Below are 18,654 nucleotides of genomic sequence, written 5' to 3'. Positions count from 1 at the left end.
ACGGGGCTCGGCTGCGGGAGGCAGGCGGAAGCCAGGCGTCTGGCGCTGGTCGGTGGGTCGGGCGTTGGGGCCCCATGCCCTTGGAGGCGAAATAAAGGGGGAGGGGGCGGCCGTAGGCCGACGCCGGAGGACATTCGCCGGAAAGGGCATGGGGCCCCAGCGCCCGATCCACCGACTAGCCCGCATCCCTCACGTCCCCACGTGCACGCCTTCGGCGATCTCACTGCACCCCAGGTGATCCAGCGCGATCTCCAGCGCGTGCATGTAACTCTGCGCGCAGTAGCCGCGCGCCACGCCGATGCGCTGGCCCACATCCGCTGGCAGGCACGCCTCCGGTGCGCGCGCATCGTCGTCGTGCACTTCCACGTAGGCGTTGTGCAGATGCGGCAGCAGGCGCTGCAGGCGCGCGCTGTCCACGCATGCACCGGGATCGAGCAGGGTGACTTCGCCACGGCTGTGATCGGCCACGCGCAGGGCGTCCAGCAACTCCTGCTCCGAGCCGCACGCGCGGATCGCCACCGTGGTGCCCGCATCGATCGCGCGGTGCACCAGGGATTTCAGGACCAGCGCCGGCAGCGGCTGCGCGGTACGGATCAGCTGCCCGGCCGCTTCCGGCCCGCGGATGATGAAGATCGACATGGCTCAGCCCTCCACGGCCTGCAGGCGATGGGCGGCGATCGCCAGCGACAGGCGGCACGCGTCCTGGCGGCCGCTGCTGCACACCACCCGCGCGGCCGGGGCGTGCTGCGGATGCAGGTGCTCGTCCAGCGCGTCGTCGTCGTTGCTGGCCATCTCGATGTACGGCGCCGGCAGGTCCTCCAGCGCGGTGCGCAGCGCCTGGCCGTAGCGGGCCCACTGCGGTGCATCGACCGCCGCGGTGGCGATCAGGACCAGCGCCGGGCGGCTGCGCTGGGCACGCTGCAGACAGCGCACCAGGGCCGGCAGGGAGTCGCAGTCGCGGCAGGCCAGGCGGTGCCCGGCAACCCGTGCAGGCAGCGGCGACGCGTCCAGCACGGCGTTCGACGGTGTGTGCCGGATCAACAGGATGGTCATGGAGCGTCTCTTCGAAGCGCCCTTCGGCGCGGTGTCGCCACGATGCGGCCGCGCCCCGTAAAACCGCGATGCCGACCGGGCGGCCCCTGCGTAAACAGTGCGTAGCTTTTTCAGCGCGGGGCAGGGAACTTGCCCGCCGTCCATTCGGTCACAGCCACACACTTCCTGGAGCGCCCGTATGGACACCCCCGCCGCCGCTGCCCCCACCGACCACCGCCTGCTGCGCTGGCTCAAGAAAGAAGCGCTGCCGCTGCTGGTCATGCTCGGCCTGCTCGCCGCGGCGCGCGACACCCTGGCCAACCACTACCAGGTGCCCAGCGGCTCGATGCAGCACACACTGATGCCGGGCGACCGGGTGGTGGTGGACATGCGCGCCTACGGCGTGCGCCTGCCGTTCACCTCGGTGGAGCTGCTGCACACCGGCCAGCCGCAGCGCGGCGACGTGGCGGTGTTCGATTCCCCGCAGGACGGCACCCGCCTGATCAAGCGCATCGCGGCGGTCGGCGGGGATCGGGTCGAGCTGCACGACGGCCACCTGAGCATCAACGGCCATCCGCTGGCCCAGGCCGGGGTGGGTGAGATCGAGGACTTCGGCCAGCATCTGGCGCAGCTGGATCTGGGCCAGGGCGGTGGCCCGGACATCACCGGCCTGACCGTACCCGCCGGGCAGGTGCTGATGCTCGGCGACCACCGCGGCAACAGTGCCGACGGCCGCTTCTTCGGCCTGGTCCAGGCCAGCGCGCTGTACGGCAAGGCCTCGCATGTTTACTACCGGCGCGGCGAAGGCCTGACCTGGCAGACGCTGTAATCCGGGTCGCGAACTGAATCGATATCTGCAACGTCTCGATTCAGACCTATCAGGTTATGGATCGACCTGCCGGCGCTGCCTATCCTGAGCGCTGACTCCTCGCTCCGGCCCACGCACGCGGGCCTTACCGGCATGAATGGCGACACCGCAGCGGTCCCCGACCGCAGCCCCCCGGCCACTACCAGCGCAGCGGCGGCCGGCGATCAGATCCAGCAGGGCACCCCGGCCTTCCGGCGCACGGCGGCCGCGCTGTTCCTGGCCGGCTTCTCCACCTTCGGGCTGCTCTACACAGTGCAGCCGCTGCTGCCCGAATTCAGTCGCCACTTCGGCGTCTCCGCAGCCAACAGCGCGCTGACCCTGTCGCTGAGCACCGGTCTGCTGGCGGTCTCGATGCTGATCGCGGGATTGATCTCCGACCGCATCGGCCGCCGCAGCGTGATGGTCGCGGCGTTGCTGGCGTCAAGCGTATTGTCTGTGGCCACCGCGATGGTGGATGACTGGACCACGTTGCTGGTGCTGCGCACGCTGCTCGGCATCGCGCTCAGTGGCGTACCGGCGGTGGGCATGACCTACCTGGCCGAGGAGATGGACAGCCGCGCGCTGGGCCTGGCGATGGGCCTGTACATCGGCGGCAACGCGATCGGGGGCATGAGTGGTCGTCTCATCGCGGGCATCGTCGCCGACCATTGGGGCTGGCGCTGGGGCATTGGCGTGGTCTCGCTGATCGCGCTGCTCAGTACTGTGCTGCTGTGGATCCAGCTGCCGCCCTCGCGCCACTTCCAGAGCCGCCGTGGCGGCCTGCGCGAACTGCCTTCGCGCTGGCGCAGCCTGTTCGGCGATCCCGGGTTGCCGTGGCTGTTCGCGACCGCCTTCGTGCTGATGGGCGTGTTCGTCACCCTCTACAACTACCTCGGTTTCCACCTGCTGGCACCCCCGTATGGCCTCAGCCAGACCGTGGTCGGTTTGATCTTCAGCGTGTACCTGGTCGGCACCTTCAGCTCGGCGTGGATGGGGCAGCAGGCCAACCGCCATGGCCGCAGCCGCGTGCTGGCGATCTGCTACGGATTGATCGCGCTGGGCATCGTGCTGCTCGCGATGCCGTGGCTGGGCAGCATGGCGGCCGGTATCGCCTTGGTGACATTCGGCTTCTTCGGCGGCCACTCGGTGGCCAGCAGCTGGGTCGGCAGCCGCGCCGGGGCGATGCGCGCCGAAGCGTCCGCGCTGTACCTGTTCGCCTACTACCTGGGCTCCAGCGTGGCCGGCGTGCTCGGCGGTGTGTTCTACACGCATTGGGACTGGCTGGGCGTGTGCGGCTTTGTCGGCGTACTGACCGTGGCCGGTGGCGTGATCGCCTGGCGCTTGGGCCAGCGCGTGCAACCGGCCGCCGCCGCGCTCGCGCTCAGCCGCTGACGCCCTGCAGCAGCCGGGTGAAGTGACCGATCAGCGGCGACGCCGCACCGCGTCGGCAGGCGACGTGCACTTCGGAACTGGCCGCGCGATCACTGAGTGCGACGAAGCGCGCGCCGTCCACCTGGATATGGCAGCACGAGGCAGGCAGTACCGTTACCCCCAGCCCCGAGGCCGCCAGGCTGATCAGCGTCGAGGCTTCCCCTGCCTCCTGCACGATGCGTGGGGTGAACCCCGCGCTGCGGCACAGCGCGATGACATGATCGTGGATGCCCGCACCCACCTCGCGCAGGAAACCGACAAACGGCTCATGCGCGAACAGCCGCAGCGCCACCGCCGCATCGGCCGGCAACTTACGCACCAGCGGATGCTGGTCGTGCACCACCAGCGCAAGTGGATCACTGAAGAGCTTGCGAGACATCAGCGGCGCGGGCAGGGCACGTTTGCGGATCAACCCGACATCCAGCTCGCCGGCCATCAGCGCATCGATCTGCTGCAGGGTGTTCATCTCGCGCAGTTTCAACTGCACCTGCGGGAATTGCTGACGGTAGGCGAAGATCGCGCGCGGAATCTGCGTGGACAGCGGTGTGGCCCGGGTCAGCCCGATGCGCAGCTCACCGGTTTCCCCGCGCTGCGCGCGCTGGGTCAGATCGATCGCGGTATCCACCCGCGCCAGCACCTCACGCGCCTGCTCCTGCAGCACGCGACCGGCGTCGGTCAGTTCCACCCGGCGGTTCGCACGCAGGAACAACCGCGCGCCAAGCAGCGTTTCCAGCTGGCGGATCTGCTGGCTGAGCGGCGGCTGCGACATCCCCAGCCGCTCGGCCGCGCGGCCGAAGTGCAGCGTCTCGGCGACGGCCAGGAAGTAGCGCAGGTGGCGGAGTTCGATGGACATGGGGCGTACGTCAGCGCTCGGAATGACCACTTTCATCATAGCTGCGCGGACTGAACAGGTCCGGCTGGATCAGTTCGATGAACGCCCGCGCCTGCGATGACAGAAACCGCCCGCGCCGCACGATCACGCCATAACTCCGCTCCGGGAACCACGCACTCATCGAGCGCGTCACCAGCTTCTCGCGGTCGGCATCGTGCAGGCAGAGCGCCGGCACGATCGAGATCCCCATACCCATCGCCACGTATTGCTTGATCACTTCCCAGCCGCCGACCTCGAGCGCGACGGTGTAGGGCAGCCGATGCCGCTGGAACACCTGGTCCACCAGCCGGTACGTGATCTGGCGTTTGGGCGGCAGCACCAGCGGGTACTGCGAGATCGCCTCCAGGCTCAGCTCGCCATGCGCCAGCGGGTGCTCGGGCGGGGCGATCAGCACCTGTTCGAAGCGGTAGGCCGGGGCGTAGCTGAGGTCGGCCGGCACGTCGGTCATCGAGCCCACCGCCAGGTCGGCCGCATCGCTGCGCAGCAGGTCGGTGCCGTCGGCGCTGATCGCGTTGTGCAGGGTCAGGCGGACATCCGGGTGGCGCTGGCGGAAGCGCTCCACGATGCGCGGCAGCAGGTACAGGATGGTCGAGCTGTTGGCCGCGATGTTGAGCTCGCCGGCATCCAGCCCCTTCACCTTGTCGCGGAAGCTGGCCTCGAGCCCGTCCAGGTTCTCCACCAGCGGCAGCGCCATTTCATACAGCAGCTGCCCTTCGCGGCTGGGCACCAGGCGGCGGCCGCTGCGCTCGAACAGGCTGACGCCCAACTCGCGCTCCAGCGCCTGCAGCTGCTGGCTGATGGCCGGCTGGCTGACGAACAGCGCCTCAGCTGCCCGTGAGACTGAGCCGAGGCGGACCGTCTGGCAGAACGCCCGCAGCGGCTTGAGCCGGTCGGATTTGTAGGAAAACCGGGGACTTGGCGTGCGCGGCGTGGTCATGGCGTCATGAGTATAAGCACACCTTATGTAAGCCATTGCAATAACTGCTTTGTCAAATATCGGCACGGCGGCGCACGGTGGAGCTCAACCGCACCGCAGGAGCCCGCCATGTCCGCCGTCGCTTACGCCACCGCCCAACCCACCCCCGCCGATGCACCGGCCACCCCCGGCATTGCCCTCACCACCCAGCTGGCGGGCCAGTCCGCGCTGCTGCCGGCGGGGGTACTGGCGCTGCTGGTGTCGCTGCACCGGGCGGTGGAGCCGGAGCGTCAGCGCCGGCTGCAGGCACGGGTGACGCGTCAGGCCTTCTTCGATGGCGGCGGCCTGCCGGACTTCCGTACCGATACCGCCGAGATCCGCGCCAGCGACTGGCACGTCGCCCCGCTGCCGGAGGCACTGCAGGACCGCCGGGTGGAGATCACCGGCCCGACCGACCCGAAGATGGTCATCAACGCGCTGAACTCCGGCGCCAAGGTGTTCATGGCCGACTTCGAGGATTCCACCGCCCCGGCCTGGCGCAACCTGCTGGCCGGCCAGCAGGCGCTGATTGGCGCGGTGCGGGGCGATCTGACCTACACCGGACCGTCCGTGGATGGGACGCCGGGCAAGCAGTACGCGCTGCGTCCGTTCAACGAGCAGGCCGTGCTGATCGTTCGCCCGCGGGGCTGGCACCTGGACGAGAAGCACGTGCGCATCGATGGCCAGCCGATCGCCGGTGGCCTGTTCGATGCGGCGGTGTTCGCCTTCCACAACGCCCGCACCCTGATGTGCAAGCAGCGTGGCCCGTACTTCTACCTGCCCAAGCTGCAGAGCATGGAAGAGGCGGCGCTGTGGGAGACCGCGCTGTCGCACATCGAAGGCATGCTCGGCCTGCCGCATGGGCAGATCAAGGTCACCGTGCTGATCGAAACGCTGCCGGCGGTGTTCGAGATGGATGAGATCCTGCATGCGCTGCGCGACCGCATCGTCGGCCTGAACTGTGGCCGCTGGGACTACATTTTTTCCTACATCAAGACCTTCCGCCGGCATGCCGACAAGGTGCTGCCCGAGCGCGGCCAGGTGACGATGACCCAGCCGTTCCTGAAGGCCTATTCGGAGCTGCTGATCCGCACCTGTCACCGCCGCGGCGCGCATGCGATGGGCGGCATGGCCGCGCAGATTCCGATCAACCACGACGCGGCCGCCAACGAGCAGGCGATGGCGCGGGTGCGGGCGGACAAGCTGCGCGAAGTCACTGCCGGCCATGACGGGACCTGGGTCGCCCATCCCGCGCTGATCCCGGTCGCGCAGGCGATCTTCGACGAGCACATGCCCGGACCGAACCAGCACCGCGTGCTGCGCAACGATGTGCAGGTGGGCCGCGATGACCTGATCGCCGCGCCCACCGGCACCATCACGCGCGCCGGTTTCGAGGGCAACGTGGAAGTCTGCGTGCGCTACCTGGCCGCCTGGCTGGACGGCAACGGCTGCGTGCCGATCCACCACCTGATGGAAGACGCGGCCACCGCCGAGATCAGCCGCAGCCAGCTGTGGCAGTGGCTGCATACCCCCGGCCAGCACCTGGACGACGGCACCGCCATCGACCTGGCCCTGCTCGACGCCACCCTGGCCAAGCTGCCGGCGCGGCTGGGCGATACCGCCGCGCTGCCCGGCAGCGCCCGCATCCCCGAGTCCATCGCGCTGCTGGCCGACCTCAGCCGTCGCGATGAGCTCACCGACTTCCTGACCCTGCCGGCCTACGACCGCCTCGACTGACCACCCGCCATCCACCTGCTGTTACCGCATCCGTTCCCTTTTGGAGATTCGACATGAGCACCCTGCAGACCGCCGAACAGATCCAGCACGCTTGGAACACCGACCCGCGCTGGGCCGGGATCACCCGCAACTACACCGCCGCCGACGTGGTGCGCCTGCGTGGCACCGTGCACGTGGAGCACTCGCTGGCGCGGCTGGGCGCGGAGAAGCTGTGGACGTACCTGCAGGAAAAGGACTTCGTCAACGCGCTGGGCGCGCTGACCGGCAACCAGGCCATGCAGCAGGTCAAGGCCGGCCTGAACGCGATCTACCTGTCCGGCTGGCAGGTCGCCGCCGATGCCAACCTGGCCGGCCAGATGTACCCGGACCAGTCGCTGTACCCGGCCGATTCGGTGCCGGCGGTGGTCAAGCGCATCAACAACACCCTGCTGCGTGCTGATCAGCTGCACCATGCCGAAGGCAAGGATGACATCGACTTCCTGCAGCCGATCGTGGCCGATGCCGAAGCCGGGTTCGGCGGCGTGCTCAACGCCTTCGAACTGATGAAGGCGATGATCGAGGCCGGCGCGGCCGGCGTGCACTTTGAGGACCAGCTTGCCTCGGTGAAGAAGTGCGGGCACATGGGCGGCAAGGTGCTGGTGCCGACCCGCGAGGCCATCGAGAAGCTCAACGCCGCGCGCCTGGCCGCCGACGTGATGGGCGTGCCCACCCTGCTGGTCGCGCGTACCGATGCCGAAGCCGCCGATCTGCTGACCAGCGACGTGGATGGCAACGACCAGCCGTTCACCACCGGCGAGCGCACCGTGGAGGGCTTCTACAAGACCCGCAACGGCCTGGACCAGGCCATCAGCCGGGGCCTGGCGTACGCCCCCTACGCCGACCTGATCTGGTGCGAGACCGGCAAGCCGGACCTGGAGTTCGCCCGCAAGTTCGCCGAGGCCATCCACGCGAAATTCCCGGGCAAGCTGCTGGCCTACAACTGCTCGCCCAGCTTCAACTGGAAGAAGAACCTGGACGACGCCACCATCGCGACCTTCCAGAAGGAGATCGCCAACTATGGCTACAAGTTCCAGTTCATCACCCTGGCCGGCTTCCACGCCCTGAACTACTCGATGTTCAACCTGGCCCACGGCTACGCCCGCCGCCAGATGAGCGCCTTCGTGGAGCTGCAGGAAGCCGAGTTCGCCGCCGCCGACCGCGGCTTCACGGCGGTCAAGCACCAGCGCGAGGTCGGCACCGGCTACTTCGACGCGGTGACCCAGGCGATCCAGCAGGGCCAGTCCTCGACCACCGCCCTGAGCGGGTCCACCGAGGAGGAGCAGTTCAACGCCGAACGCGCGGCCTGACCCGGCAAGGACGGCCAGGGTAGGCCCACAGGGCGGCCGGTTGGAGGACCTGCCGCCCTGTGTCGTCTCCGGACCCGGCTCTTCACATCGTCAGACGCGGTAGAACGCGCGTGTTTTCACGATCTTGGGGGGTAAAAGTCGGAAATGGGATAGGGCGCACAGTTTTGAGGAGTGCTATCCTCCATCGCTCACCAGGGGGACGCTGAAAAGCGGGTGTTCGGAAATGACCGGCAAGGGTGCGGCGGCGATCATGTGCGAACAGGAATCAGACATCGACCGAAAGGCGATGGCTGAGATCGTGCACGCCATCCTGAGCAACGGCGAGTCCGCATTGTTCTCCGAATTCGGCCGGCAACGCAAGCTGCCCTCAGGCACCCATCTGTTCCATCGCGGCCACGCCGGCAACACGATGTACGTGATCGTCAGCGGCTGCATCGAACTGGACTTCGGCGAAGACCTCGTCGTGAAGTCACTCGGTCCCAATGAATTCTTCGGCGAGCTGGGCCTGCTGATCGGCGACCACCAGCGCACGGCCGGCGCGCGTGCGGTCCAGGACAGCATCGTGCTGGAACTGGACCACGACGATTTCCAGCGTCTGGTCGACCGCGACCCTGGCCTGCTGGCCTACTTCCTGCGCCGCACGATCATGCGAGTGGTGAGCAACGAGCAGGTGCTGATCCGCCAGCTGCGCCGCCGCAACCACGATCTCGAAACCGCGCTGGACAACCTCTACGTCACCACCCACCAGCTCACCCACACCCGCGAGCTGGTGCGCACCGACGAGCTGACCGGCCTGCACAACCGGCGTGGCCTGGCGCTCTACCTGCAGGACTGCCGTGCGCAGGAAAACAGCGCGCCGCAGGGCCTGCTGCTGATCGACTGCGACCAGTTCAAGCAGGTCAACGATGTGCACGGCCACCAGGCCGGCGACCGCGTGCTGCAGAGCGTGGCCAACATCCTGCGCTCGGTGGCCACCGAGCCGGACGTGGCCTGCCGGCTGGGCGGCGACGAATTCTGCCTGCTGCTGCGCAGCGCCGACCAGGACAGCCTGCAGCACGCCGCCGAGTTCATTCTCAGCGCGGTGCATGGCCTGATCGGCCGCGCCCACGGCGTGCCGCACGTGTGCCCGGTCAGCATCGGGGTCTGCCTGATCGACCCGCAGACCGATTGGAGCGAGTGGTACGCTCGCGCCGACAATGCGCTGTACCAGGCCAAACGGCTGGGCGGCAACCGATTGCACTGGTCGCGATCAGCGACCGCCACCCCCTGATCGGGAGATCGGCATGAACGGCGACAACGGAACGTCGACCCAGGCCCCGCAGATGCGGGCACTGCTGTTCACCGATCTGTGCGACTCGTTGATCCTGGTGGAGCGCATCGGTGATGCGGCGGCGGCGGAACTGTTCCAGCAGCACGACCGGTTGGTGTTGACGCTGCAGCAGCAGTGGAATGGTCATCAGATCGACCGCTCCGACGGGCTGTTCCTGCTGTTTGATCGTGCGATCGATGCGTTGGGGTTTGCGCTGGATTACCAACGCGGCCTGCAGGAGATCGGCAAGCAACGCAACATCGTGCTGCGTGCGCGCGCAGGCCTGCATGTGGGCGAAGTGCTGACGTGGGAGAACAGTCCCGAAGCGATCAAGGTGGGCGCCAAGTCGCTGGAGGTGGAGGGCCTGGCCAAGCCGATGGCCGCACGGCTCATGACCTTGGCGCGGCCAGGACAGATACTGCTCTCGGCGGTGGCCGAATCATTGACCCATCGCGCCACCGGTGAACTGGGCGAGCGCGGTGAACAGCTGCTGTGGAGGTCGCACGGCCGCTGGCGGTTCAAGGGAGTGCCGGCCAGACAAGAGGTGTTCGAGGTAGGTGAAATCGGGTTCGCACCGCTGCGGATGCCGCGCGGTAATGCGAAGGCGCGGCGCGACCTTCCGTTGTGGCGGCAGCCGGCGGCTTTGGCTGCCGAGGTACTGTTGGTGGTCGTGGCCGGTGTGGGTGCGTGGATGCTGCTGCGTCCGGAGCCGGCCATCGCCTTTGCCGAACGGGATTGGGTGGTCATCGGCGACGTGCGCAACCTGACGGGCAATGTGGTTCTGGATGATTCGTTGCAGCAGGCATTCCGAATCAGCCTGGAACAGTCCCGGCACGTCAACGTGCTGAGTGACATGAAGGCGCGCGGCATCATGGAGTTGATGCGCCGGCAGCCAGGCGCACCACTGGATGCGACCTCTGCATCCGAAGTCGCGCTGCGCGCGGGCGCCCAGCTGGTCCTGCTGCCGACCGTCAGCGAGATGGGCGGGCGCGCGCGGATCAGCGTAGAGGTGCTTGAACCGCATTCACAGCAAACCCTGGCGGTTGCCTCTGCCGACGGTGAAGGTGTGCAGTCGCTTCTTGGTTCGATCGACCAGGTCACGACACGGCTGCGCGATCAGTTGGGAGAAGGCAAAGCCAGGCTCAAGGTCGACTCGATGCCGTTGCCGCTGGTCACCACCTCGAGCCTGGATGCATTGCGTGCGTACGCGCTTGGCCAGCGCCGTTACGGCGAGGGAGACTACCGGGGGGCCCTGGCCATGTATGAGCGGTCTGTCCAGCTGGATCCGAATTTCGCCCTTGCGTGGATGGGCCAGGTGCGTGCGCGCGTTGCCGATGTCGACAAGCCTGGCGCCCTGGCAGTGGTGCGTCGCCTGAAGTCGCTGTCGTACAGACTGCCGGCTCGCGAAGAGCTGTATCTGGACGCATGGTTCACCACGTTGACCGATCAGTCCAAGGCCGCCGATGCCTGGATGCAGCTGGCGAGCCTTTATCCGGATTATTTCTCGGCGCAGCACAATGCCGCTATCTGGCTATATACCGACAACCGCTACGCAGAGGCGTTCACCTATGCCAGCCGCGCAGCGGACAGCCGTTTTGAGCTCTCCAATATCGCCTATGACCAACTGGGGCGCATCGCCTTGGCCAAGGGCGACCAGGCTGGCGCGCGACGCGCGCTGGAAACGGCTGTTGCTGGTGGCCGTACCGCCAGCCATCGCTATCTCGCTGCTGTTGCGGCGAGCGAGCGCAACTATGCTGAAGCAGATAAGCACCTGGCCCAATCCACCCGCAACCGGCACGCGGGTGTGGAGCGGATTTCCATTGCGGCGGATCGCGGCCAGTGGCAACGTGCCGAAGCAGAGGCGGCTGCGGGCGTCAGTGCGATGGCGGGCGAAACAGGTTTTGATCGCCAGTTGTATCTGCTGCCACAGGCGACGGTGCAATGGGCGGCTGGCAACCGCGAAGCTGCGCTGAAGAATGTGCGCGCAGCAGCGGACAGTGCATTGAAGCGATTGGCTGACAAGGGCAATCCGGACGCCAGCGAAGATGCCATGATGGCCATGGGCACGGCACTGTTGGCTGCCCGCATGGGCGACATGGACACCAGCAGCCGCGTGCTGGGCGTGATCCACAGCGGCCGTGATGCCGGTGGTGCGACTGCACTGGACGAAATGCGGGCAGTGGTCGCCGCCGAACGCCTCCGCCTGACCGGCGACGCGCCTGCGGCCATGCAGAAGCTACAGCCTTTCCTGCGCGATACGTCCAGATTCCAGACACGCGTCGCGGCGATGAATACGCTGCGTGCATTGGGGAGGAACAGCGAGGCCCTGGCACAGGCGGATTTTCTCCGCAGCAATCGTGGCATGGCGTATGCCGAACTGGATTGCGGGTATTGCATGCAGGCGATGAACATTACCGACAGCAATGCCGCCAGCCGTATTGCGGCAGAGTTGCGCGGTGGCAAGCGTGTTGCTGGGCTTGCCGCCGCGGACCTGCTTACGGACCCTTGAGCGTGTGGGTGCCTGCCGGGTTGGCGTCCAGTGCCGGAACGGTCTGATTCTGCAGCGACGTGAACATGTCCTGCAGCTCCTGTTTGGCCGCCAGAATGTCGCTCTTGGCGGCAAGCTCATTGACTTCGCAGCAGACACCGAGCGCCGCAGCGTCTGCGGTGGACATGCCGATCTCCACCAGCGCGGCGGCGGGATCGGAGGCGAACAGTGCACGGAACGTATCATCGGTTCCCAGGCGGCAAATCAAGGCCAGGGCGATGGCGGGTTCCAGGGGCGGCAACGACATGGCTACTTCCTTCAATCGAATCGGTTTGGGAGCCGCGAGAGCACGGATCAGAGAGCAACATCGACCGCGATCGACCAGGCTTTAGCACTCGTTGAGTCGGTACAGATTGGACGTCCCGTGCCGATATGGCAGGACGACGGCGCGGTGCCGGTGAAGTCGGAGAGTCCCACAGTGCGGATACGTCGCTGCGAAGTCGTGTTGTTCGAGCCACGCGAAACAGTGGAGTTCCAGTTGCAGAGTCTGCTCAGCGGCGGCAATGGAATGGTTCGCAGCCTGGGGTGGATGGCTTTGGCCCCCCACCTGGATGGACCGGTGCCGGTCAGCCCCCGTCAGCGCGATCTGCTGGGCGTGCTCGGTCCGAGCCAATGGGTTTGGGCCGACAGCATCGGGATGCACGGTGATGAGCAGGCTGCCTTGGTCGATGCCGGGCTGGTGCTGCTCGAGCAATCGGAAACCGACAGCACCGCGGCAGTGCATTTGGCCAATGACCAGCGCCTGCGCGACAGTCACTGGCATCCTCTGGCGGCCATCCTGCACGCATTCACCCGCTGGGATGCCGTGGATGCGGTCAAGAACACCGTGGATGGCGGCACCGATACGGCCAAGGGAATGCGCGAGGTACTTGGTCCGCCGCCAGCGAACACCGCGACACGCGGTGAAGTCGAGGCGATCGTGTTGCCGCACACCGAGCCGACGGAGTTCGATGCGCTGCTGCTGCGGCGCGCAACCTGCAGGAACTTCGACGATTCCCGCGTCCTGCCGTTACCCATGTTCACCCGGATGCTGGCAAGAGTATTTGGCGCCCAGTCACAGGTAAGAGTGGGACCGGACCTGGTTTTCCACAAGAAGAACAGTCCCTCCGGCGGGGGCCTCCACCCCATCGAGGCCTATCTGGTCGTGCAGAACGTGGACGGCGTGCGCCCGGGCCTCTACCGGTACCGTGCCGATAGCCACGACCTGGTGCCCCTGCCGGACCCGGAACGGCCACTGCGCGACTTCATCATGGAGAGCGTCGGCCAGCAGCACTGGTTTGCCAATGCACATTGCTTGGTCGCCCTGGTCCCACGCTTCGATCGAACGTTCTGGAAGTACCGCCGCCACGCCAAGGGATACCGGGTCGTGACTCTGGAGGCGGGGCACCTGTCGCAGACGCTGTACCTATCTGCGACCGACCTGGGCCTGGGGGCGTTCATCACCGGTGCGATCAATGAAAAGCACCTCGAGCGCGGCTTTGGCCTGGATCCTATCCGGCAGGGAGCGCTGGCGGTCTGCGGGTTCGGCTGGCGCGGCCAGCACATGCAGACAGCCGAGCTTGATCCACTGGAGCAGGTCTGGCAGCGGGTTGGCTGAGCGGACGAGCGGGGCTCAGGCCCCGTCCGCCTCGAAATCCACCAGCACCGCCCCATCGCCCACCTGGTCTCCGGCTTTCACCCGGTAGCCCTGCACGGTGCCATCGGCCGGCGCCTGCAGCGTGTGCTCCATCTTCATCGCTTCCAGCACCAGCAGCGGCGCGCCGCGTTTGACCGCCGTGCCCGGTGCCACCAGCGTGGCCACGATACGACCCGGCATCGGCGCGACCAGGCTGCCGGCATCGGCAACGGACTGGTCCGCTTCGCTGACCGGATCATGCAGGGTGAAGCGCTGCACGCCTTCGCTGCCGAACAGGTACAGCTCGTTGCCGTCGCGGATGACGGTGGCGCGGTGCAGCTGCTCGCCGATCTGTACGCGCAGTGCATCACCCGCCAGGCGGCCGCTGCCCTGCAGCGCGTTGCCGTCCATGTGGACGGTCCACTGTTCGCCCGTGCCCGTGCCCGCGCCCTGCACGGTCACGCTGCGCTGGGCACCCCGGTGCTCCAGCGTCAGCGCGCGTGCGGCGGCCGCGCCCAGGCGCCAGCCATCCTGGGCCTGCCACGGCGAGTGCGGGTCACGCGCATCACGGCTGGCAGCCTCGCTGGTGGCCACGCCGGCGATCGCGGCGAGCGCCCAGAGTGCCGGATCGCTGTCGTTGTCGTTGGGGGTGAGGGCGGCCTGCTCGCGCTCGATCAGCGCGGTGTCCAGCTTGGCCTGGGTAAACGAATCGGTCATCACCAGCCGGCGCAGGAAGGCGGCATTGGTGGTCACGCCAACCACTTCGCACTCGGCCAGCGCCTGCTGCATGCGGCGCAGCGCGGCATCGCGGTCGACGTCCCAGACGATCAGCTTGGCGATCATCGGGTCGTAGAACGGAGTGATCGCATCGCCCTGCTCGACACCGGCATCCACGCGCACGTGCGCGGTGTTGGCCGGCAGGCGCAGGTAGCGCAGGGTGCCGGTGGAGGGCAGGAAACCGCGCTCGGCGTCTTCGGCGTACAGGCGGGCTTCCAGTGCATGCCCGCGGATCTGCAGCTGATCCTGCTGCAGCGGCAGCGGTTCACCGCTGGCCACGCGCAGCTGCCATTCCACCAGGTCGGTGCCGGTGATGCACTCGGTGACCGGGTGCTCTACCTGCAGGCGGGTGTTCATTTCCATGAAGTAGAAATCGCCATCGGGGCCGGCGATGAACTCCACCGTGCCCGCGCCGACGTAGTTGACCGCGCGCGCGGCATCGACCGCGGCCTTGCCCATCGCCGCGCGGCGCTCGGGCGTCATGCCGGGGGCAGGCGCTTCTTCGAGCACCTTCTGATGGCGGCGCTGCACCGAGCAGTCGCGCTCGAACAGGTACACCACGTTGCCATGGCTGTCGCCGAACACCTGGATCTCGATGTGGCGCGGGCGCTCGACATACTTCTCCACCAGCACGTGTGCGTTGCCGAACGCCGACTGCGCCTCACGCTGGCAGCTGGCCAGCGCCTCGGTGAAGGTCGCGCTGTCGTCCACGCGGCGCATGCCCTTGCCACCGCCGCCGGCACTGGCCTTGATCAGCACCGGATAGCCGATGCTGTCGGCCTGCTTGCGCAGGAACTCGGGGATCTGCTCGTCGCCGTGGTAGCCCGGGGTCAGCGGCACGCCGGCCTGCTGCATCAGCGCCTTGGCCGCGCTCTTGTCGCCCATCGCGCGGATCGCCGCGGCGGAAGGGCCGATGAAGACGATGCCCGCCTCGGCGCAGGCCTGCGCGAAGCCGGCGTTCTCCGAGAGGAAGCCGTAGCCGGGATGGATCGCCTGCGCGCCGGTGCGGCGGGCGGCGGCCAGGATGGCGTCGCCGCGCAGGTAGCTCTCACGCGCCGGTGCCGGGCCGATCGCAATGGCCTCGTCGGCCAGGCGCACGTGGCGCGCGTTGCGGTCGGCGTCGGAGTACACCGCGACGGTGGCGATGCCCAGGCGCTGGCAGGTAGCGATGACGCGGCAGGCGATTTCGCCACGGTTGGCGATCAGGATCTTGGTGAACATGGTGGTCTCGTTGCGCGGGCCAGGGGCGGCGGTGCCGGGCGGCACCGCCCGTGCATTACATGCGGAACACGCCGAAGTCGGTCTTCTTCGCCGGGGCGTTGAGGCTGGCCGACAGCGCCAGGCCCAGCACACGACGGGTGTCGGCCGGATCGATCACGCCGTCATCCCAGAGCCGGGCGCTGGCGTAGTACGGGTGGCCCTGCGATTCGAACTGCTCGCGGATCGGCGCCTTGAAGCCGTCTTCTTCCTCGGCCGACCACTGCCCGCCCTTGGCTTCGATGCCATCGCGCTTGACCGTGGCCAGCACGCTGGCGGCCTGCTCGCCGCCCATCACGCCGATGCGTGCGTTCGGCCACATCCACAGGAAGTTAGGCGAATAGGCACGGCCGCACATGCCGTAGTTGCCGGCGCCGAACGAGCCGCCGATCACCACGGTGAACTTGGGCACCTTGGCGCAGGCCACGGCCATCACCAGCTTGGCCCCGTCCTTGGCGATGCCGCCGTGCTCGTACTTGCGGCCGACCATGAAGCCGGTGATGTTCTGCAGGAACACCAGCGGAATGCCGCGCTGCGTGCACAGTTCGATGAAGTGCGCGCCCTTCAGCGCGGACTCGGAGAACAGGATGCCGTTGTTGGCGATGATGCCCACCGGGTAGCCGTGCAGATGCGCAAAGCCGGTGACCAGAGTGTTGCCGTAGCGCGGCTTGAACTCATCGAAGCGCGAATCGTCGACCAGGCGCAGGATCACTTCGCGCACGTCGTACGGCTTGCGCGTATCGTCCGGAATCACGCCGTACAGCTCGTGGGCCGGATGCCGCGGTTCCACCGGAGCCTGCACCGCCAGCGCCGGCTCGGGCTTGCGCCAGTTGAGCTGGGCGATGATCGCGCGGACCCGGGCCAGCGCCTGCAGGTCGTTGTCGGCCATGTGGTCGGCCACGCCGGAAATGCGCGTGTGCACATCGGCACCGCCCAGTTCTTCGGCCGTGACCACTTCACCGGTGGCCGCTTTCACCAGCGGCGGGCCGCCGAGGAAGATGGTGCCCTGCTCGCGCACGATCACCGTTTCATCGCTCATCGCCGGCACGTAGGCGCCACCGGCGGTGCAGCTGCCCATCACGCAGGCGATCTGCGGAATGCCCTGCGCGGACAGGTTGGCCTGGTTGTAGAAGATCCGGCCGAAATGGTCGCGGTCCGGGAACACCTCGTCCTGCAGCGGCAGGAATGCGCCGCCGGAATCCACCAGGTAGATGCAGGGCAGGCGGTTCTGCTCGGCCACTTCCTGCGCGCGCAGATGCTTCTTGACCGTCATCGGGTAGTAGGTGCCACCCTTGACCGTGGCATCGTTGGCCACGATCACGCACTCCACCCCGGAAACCCGGCCGATGCCGGCGACAACGCCGGCGCTGGGGATCGGGTCGCCATACATGCCGTGCGCGGCCAGCGGGGCGATTTCCAGGAAGGCGCTGCCCGGGTCGAGCAGGGCATCGATGCGGTCGCGCACCAGCAGTTTGCCGCGCGCGGTGTGCTTTGCGCGTGCCGCTTCGCTGCCGCCCAGCGCGGTCTGCGCCAGGGTGGCGCGCAGGTCGTCGACCACCGCCTGCAGCGCGGCGCGGTTGGCCTCGAAGGTGTCGCTGCCCGGTTGCAGCTGGGTGCTCAATACGGTCATGGCAGGGCCCTTACTTGGTGCGCTGGAACAGTTCGCGGCCGATCAGCATGCGGCGGATCTCCGAGGTGCCGGCGCCGATCTCATACAGCTTGGCATCGCGCCACAGCCGTCCGGTCGGGTACTCGTTGATGTAGCCGTTGCCGCCCAGGATCTGGATCGCCTGCCCGGTCAGCCAGGTGGCCTTCTCAGCCGAATACAGGATCGCGCCGGCCGCGTCCTGGCGCGTGGTGCGGCCCTGGTCGCAGGCGCGGGCCACCGCGTAGACATAGGCGCGGCAGGCGTTGAGGCCCACGTACATGTCGGCCAGCTTGGCCTGGATCAGCTGGAAGGTGCCGATCGCCTCGCCGAACTGCTTGCGCTCGTGCACGTACGGCATCACCACGTCCATCGCCGCAGCCATCAGGCCGAGCGGGCCACCGGACAGCACCACGCGCTCATAGTCCAGGCCGGACATCAGCACCTTGACGCCACCGCCGACCACGCCAAGCACGTTGGCTTCGGGCACTTCGCAATCCTCGAACACCAGCTCGCAGGTGTTGGAGCCGCGCATGCCCAGCTTGTCCAGCTTCTGTGCGGTGGAGAAGCCCTTCATGCCCTTCTCGATCAGGAACGCGGTGATGCCCTTGGCACCCGCATCCGGATCGGTCTTGGCGTAGACCACCAGCACATCGGCATCCGGGCCGTTGGTGATCCACATCTTGTTGCCGTTGAGCACGTAGTGATCGCCACGCTTGTCCGCGCGCAGCTTCATCGAGACCACGTCCGAGCCGGCGCCGGGCTCGCTCATCGCCAGCGCGCCGACCAGCTCGCCGCTGCACAGGCCGGGCAGGTAGCGCTGCTTCTGGTCTTCGTTGCCGTTCTTGCGCAGCTGGTTCACGCACAGGTTGGAGTGCGCACCGTAGGACAGCGCGATGCTACCGGAGGCACGCGAGATCTCTTCCATCGCCACCACGTGCGCGAGGTAGCCCATGCCGCTGCCGCCGTATTCCTCTTCCACGGTCAGGCCGAGCAGGCCCTGCTCGCCGAGCTTGCGCCACAGCGCATTGGGGAACAGATTCTCTTCGTCGGCCTTGGCCGCCAGCGGGGCGATTTCAGCGGAGGCAAAATGGGCCACGCTCTGGCGCAGCAGGTCGATCTCTTCGCCGAGATCGAAGTTCATGGTCGGGACGTGCATGGGCGACTCCGCAACAACAAGGGATGGGACGCGCCGGGAGGGATGGACGGGCTGACAGGGCCGTCCCGCGGGCGATGTACCCCCAGCGTAGCCGGGTTCGACAA

15 protein-coding genes are annotated in these 18,654 nt (G+C 67.5%); 7 read left to right on the top strand and 8 right to left on the bottom strand.

Going from position 1 to position 18,654, the window contains the following annotated elements:
- Positions 1 to 189: 189 nt before the first annotated feature.
- Both PV764_RS17790 and PV764_RS17785 read right to left on the bottom strand, forming a co-directional pair.
- The gene (locus PV764_RS17790; RefSeq protein WP_046272278.1) at positions 190 to 639 is read right to left on the bottom strand and encodes a 3-dehydroquinate dehydratase; all 450 of its coding nucleotides are present in this window, start codon (positions 637 to 639) and stop codon (positions 190 to 192) included.
- A 3-nt stretch (positions 640 to 642) separates the two neighbouring features.
- Positions 643 to 1,053, bottom strand: coding sequence for a hypothetical protein (locus tag PV764_RS17785; protein ID WP_421117196.1), 411 nt, complete (start codon positions 1,051 to 1,053; stop codon positions 643 to 645).
- 178 nt (positions 1,054 to 1,231) lie between these two features.
- On the opposite strand from PV764_RS17785, the gene lepB reads away from it, so the two are divergent.
- Together lepB and PV764_RS17775 are read left to right on the top strand one after the other, a co-directional pair.
- Positions 1,232 to 1,861, top strand: a complete 630-nt coding sequence (gene lepB / locus PV764_RS17780) for a signal peptidase I (RefSeq protein ID WP_019184862.1) — start codon at positions 1,232 to 1,234, stop codon at positions 1,859 to 1,861.
- A 132-nt stretch (positions 1,862 to 1,993) separates the two neighbouring features.
- Complete coding sequence (locus PV764_RS17775) at positions 1,994 to 3,271, top strand: MFS transporter (RefSeq protein WP_421117195.1); 1,278 nt, start codon at positions 1,994 to 1,996, stop codon at positions 3,269 to 3,271.
- On the opposite strand, the gene PV764_RS17770 is transcribed toward PV764_RS17775, so the two are convergent.
- Together PV764_RS17770 and PV764_RS17765 are read right to left on the bottom strand one after the other, a co-directional pair.
- Positions 3,261 to 4,163 (bottom strand): LysR substrate-binding domain-containing protein, encoded by a 903-nt coding sequence (locus PV764_RS17770; RefSeq protein WP_046272284.1) that lies wholly within the window; start codon positions 4,161 to 4,163, stop codon positions 3,261 to 3,263. The two genes, PV764_RS17775 and PV764_RS17770, sit on opposite strands and share 11 nt — an antisense overlap.
- 10 nt (positions 4,164 to 4,173) lie before the next feature.
- Positions 4,174 to 5,139 (bottom strand): LysR family transcriptional regulator, encoded by a 966-nt coding sequence (locus PV764_RS17765; protein WP_421117194.1) that lies wholly within the window; start codon positions 5,137 to 5,139, stop codon positions 4,174 to 4,176.
- Positions 5,140 to 5,247: 108 nt separating this feature from the next.
- On the opposite strand from PV764_RS17765, the gene aceB reads away from it, so the two are divergent.
- From aceB to PV764_RS17745, 4 genes are all read left to right on the top strand, one after another.
- Complete coding sequence (gene aceB, locus PV764_RS17760) at positions 5,248 to 6,894, top strand: malate synthase A (protein WP_421117193.1); 1,647 nt, start codon at positions 5,248 to 5,250, stop codon at positions 6,892 to 6,894.
- Positions 6,895 to 6,947: 53 nt separating this feature from the next.
- Positions 6,948 to 8,240: an isocitrate lyase gene (gene aceA, locus PV764_RS17755; protein WP_421117192.1), complete on the top strand. Its 1,293-nt coding sequence runs from the start codon at positions 6,948 to 6,950 to the stop codon at positions 8,238 to 8,240.
- 223 nt (positions 8,241 to 8,463) lie between these two features.
- Positions 8,464 to 9,510: a GGDEF domain-containing protein gene (locus tag PV764_RS17750; RefSeq protein WP_421117190.1), complete on the top strand. Its 1,047-nt coding sequence runs from the start codon at positions 8,464 to 8,466 to the stop codon at positions 9,508 to 9,510.
- Positions 9,511 to 9,523: 13 nt separating this feature from the next.
- Positions 9,524 to 12,058: a putative peptide modification system cyclase gene (locus tag PV764_RS17745; RefSeq protein WP_421117189.1), complete on the top strand. Its 2,535-nt coding sequence runs from the start codon at positions 9,524 to 9,526 to the stop codon at positions 12,056 to 12,058.
- On the opposite strand, the gene PV764_RS17740 is transcribed toward PV764_RS17745, so the two are convergent.
- Complete coding sequence (locus PV764_RS17740) at positions 12,045 to 12,344, bottom strand: NHLP-related RiPP peptide (RefSeq protein ID WP_399619804.1); 300 nt, start codon at positions 12,342 to 12,344, stop codon at positions 12,045 to 12,047. The genes PV764_RS17745 and PV764_RS17740 overlap by 14 nt on opposite strands.
- Positions 12,345 to 12,515: 171 nt before the next feature.
- On the opposite strand from PV764_RS17740, the gene PV764_RS17735 reads away from it, so the two are divergent.
- The gene (locus PV764_RS17735) at positions 12,516 to 13,694 is read left to right on the top strand and encodes a putative peptide maturation dehydrogenase (RefSeq protein ID WP_046272362.1); all 1,179 of its coding nucleotides are present in this window, start codon (positions 12,516 to 12,518) and stop codon (positions 13,692 to 13,694) included.
- Between the two features lie 15 nt (positions 13,695 to 13,709).
- Here the strand turns inward: PV764_RS17735 and PV764_RS17730 are convergent, their stop codons facing one another.
- The 3 genes from PV764_RS17730 to PV764_RS17720 are packed head-to-tail and all read right to left on the bottom strand — an operon-like array spanning position 13,710 to position 18,550.
- Positions 13,710 to 15,710 (bottom strand): acetyl/propionyl/methylcrotonyl-CoA carboxylase subunit alpha, encoded by a 2,001-nt coding sequence (locus PV764_RS17730; RefSeq protein ID WP_421117188.1) that lies wholly within the window; start codon positions 15,708 to 15,710, stop codon positions 13,710 to 13,712.
- A gap of 55 nt (positions 15,711 to 15,765) precedes the next feature.
- Positions 15,766 to 17,376 carry a carboxyl transferase domain-containing protein gene (locus PV764_RS17725; protein ID WP_421117187.1) on the bottom strand — a complete coding sequence of 537 codons (1,611 nt, stop codon included), beginning with the start codon at positions 17,374 to 17,376 and terminating at the stop codon, positions 15,766 to 15,768.
- 10 nt (positions 17,377 to 17,386) lie between these two features.
- Entirely contained in the window at positions 17,387 to 18,550 is a 1,164-nt protein-coding gene (locus PV764_RS17720; RefSeq protein ID WP_421117186.1) for an isovaleryl-CoA dehydrogenase, read from the bottom strand.
- Positions 18,551 to 18,654: the final 104 nt, after the last annotated feature.

Source organism: Stenotrophomonas sp. AS1 (assembly GCF_048957655.1).
GTDB lineage: Bacteria > Pseudomonadota > Gammaproteobacteria > Xanthomonadales > Xanthomonadaceae > Stenotrophomonas > Stenotrophomonas bentonitica_A.
This window is presented reverse-complemented; position numbering and strand designations above follow the sequence as displayed.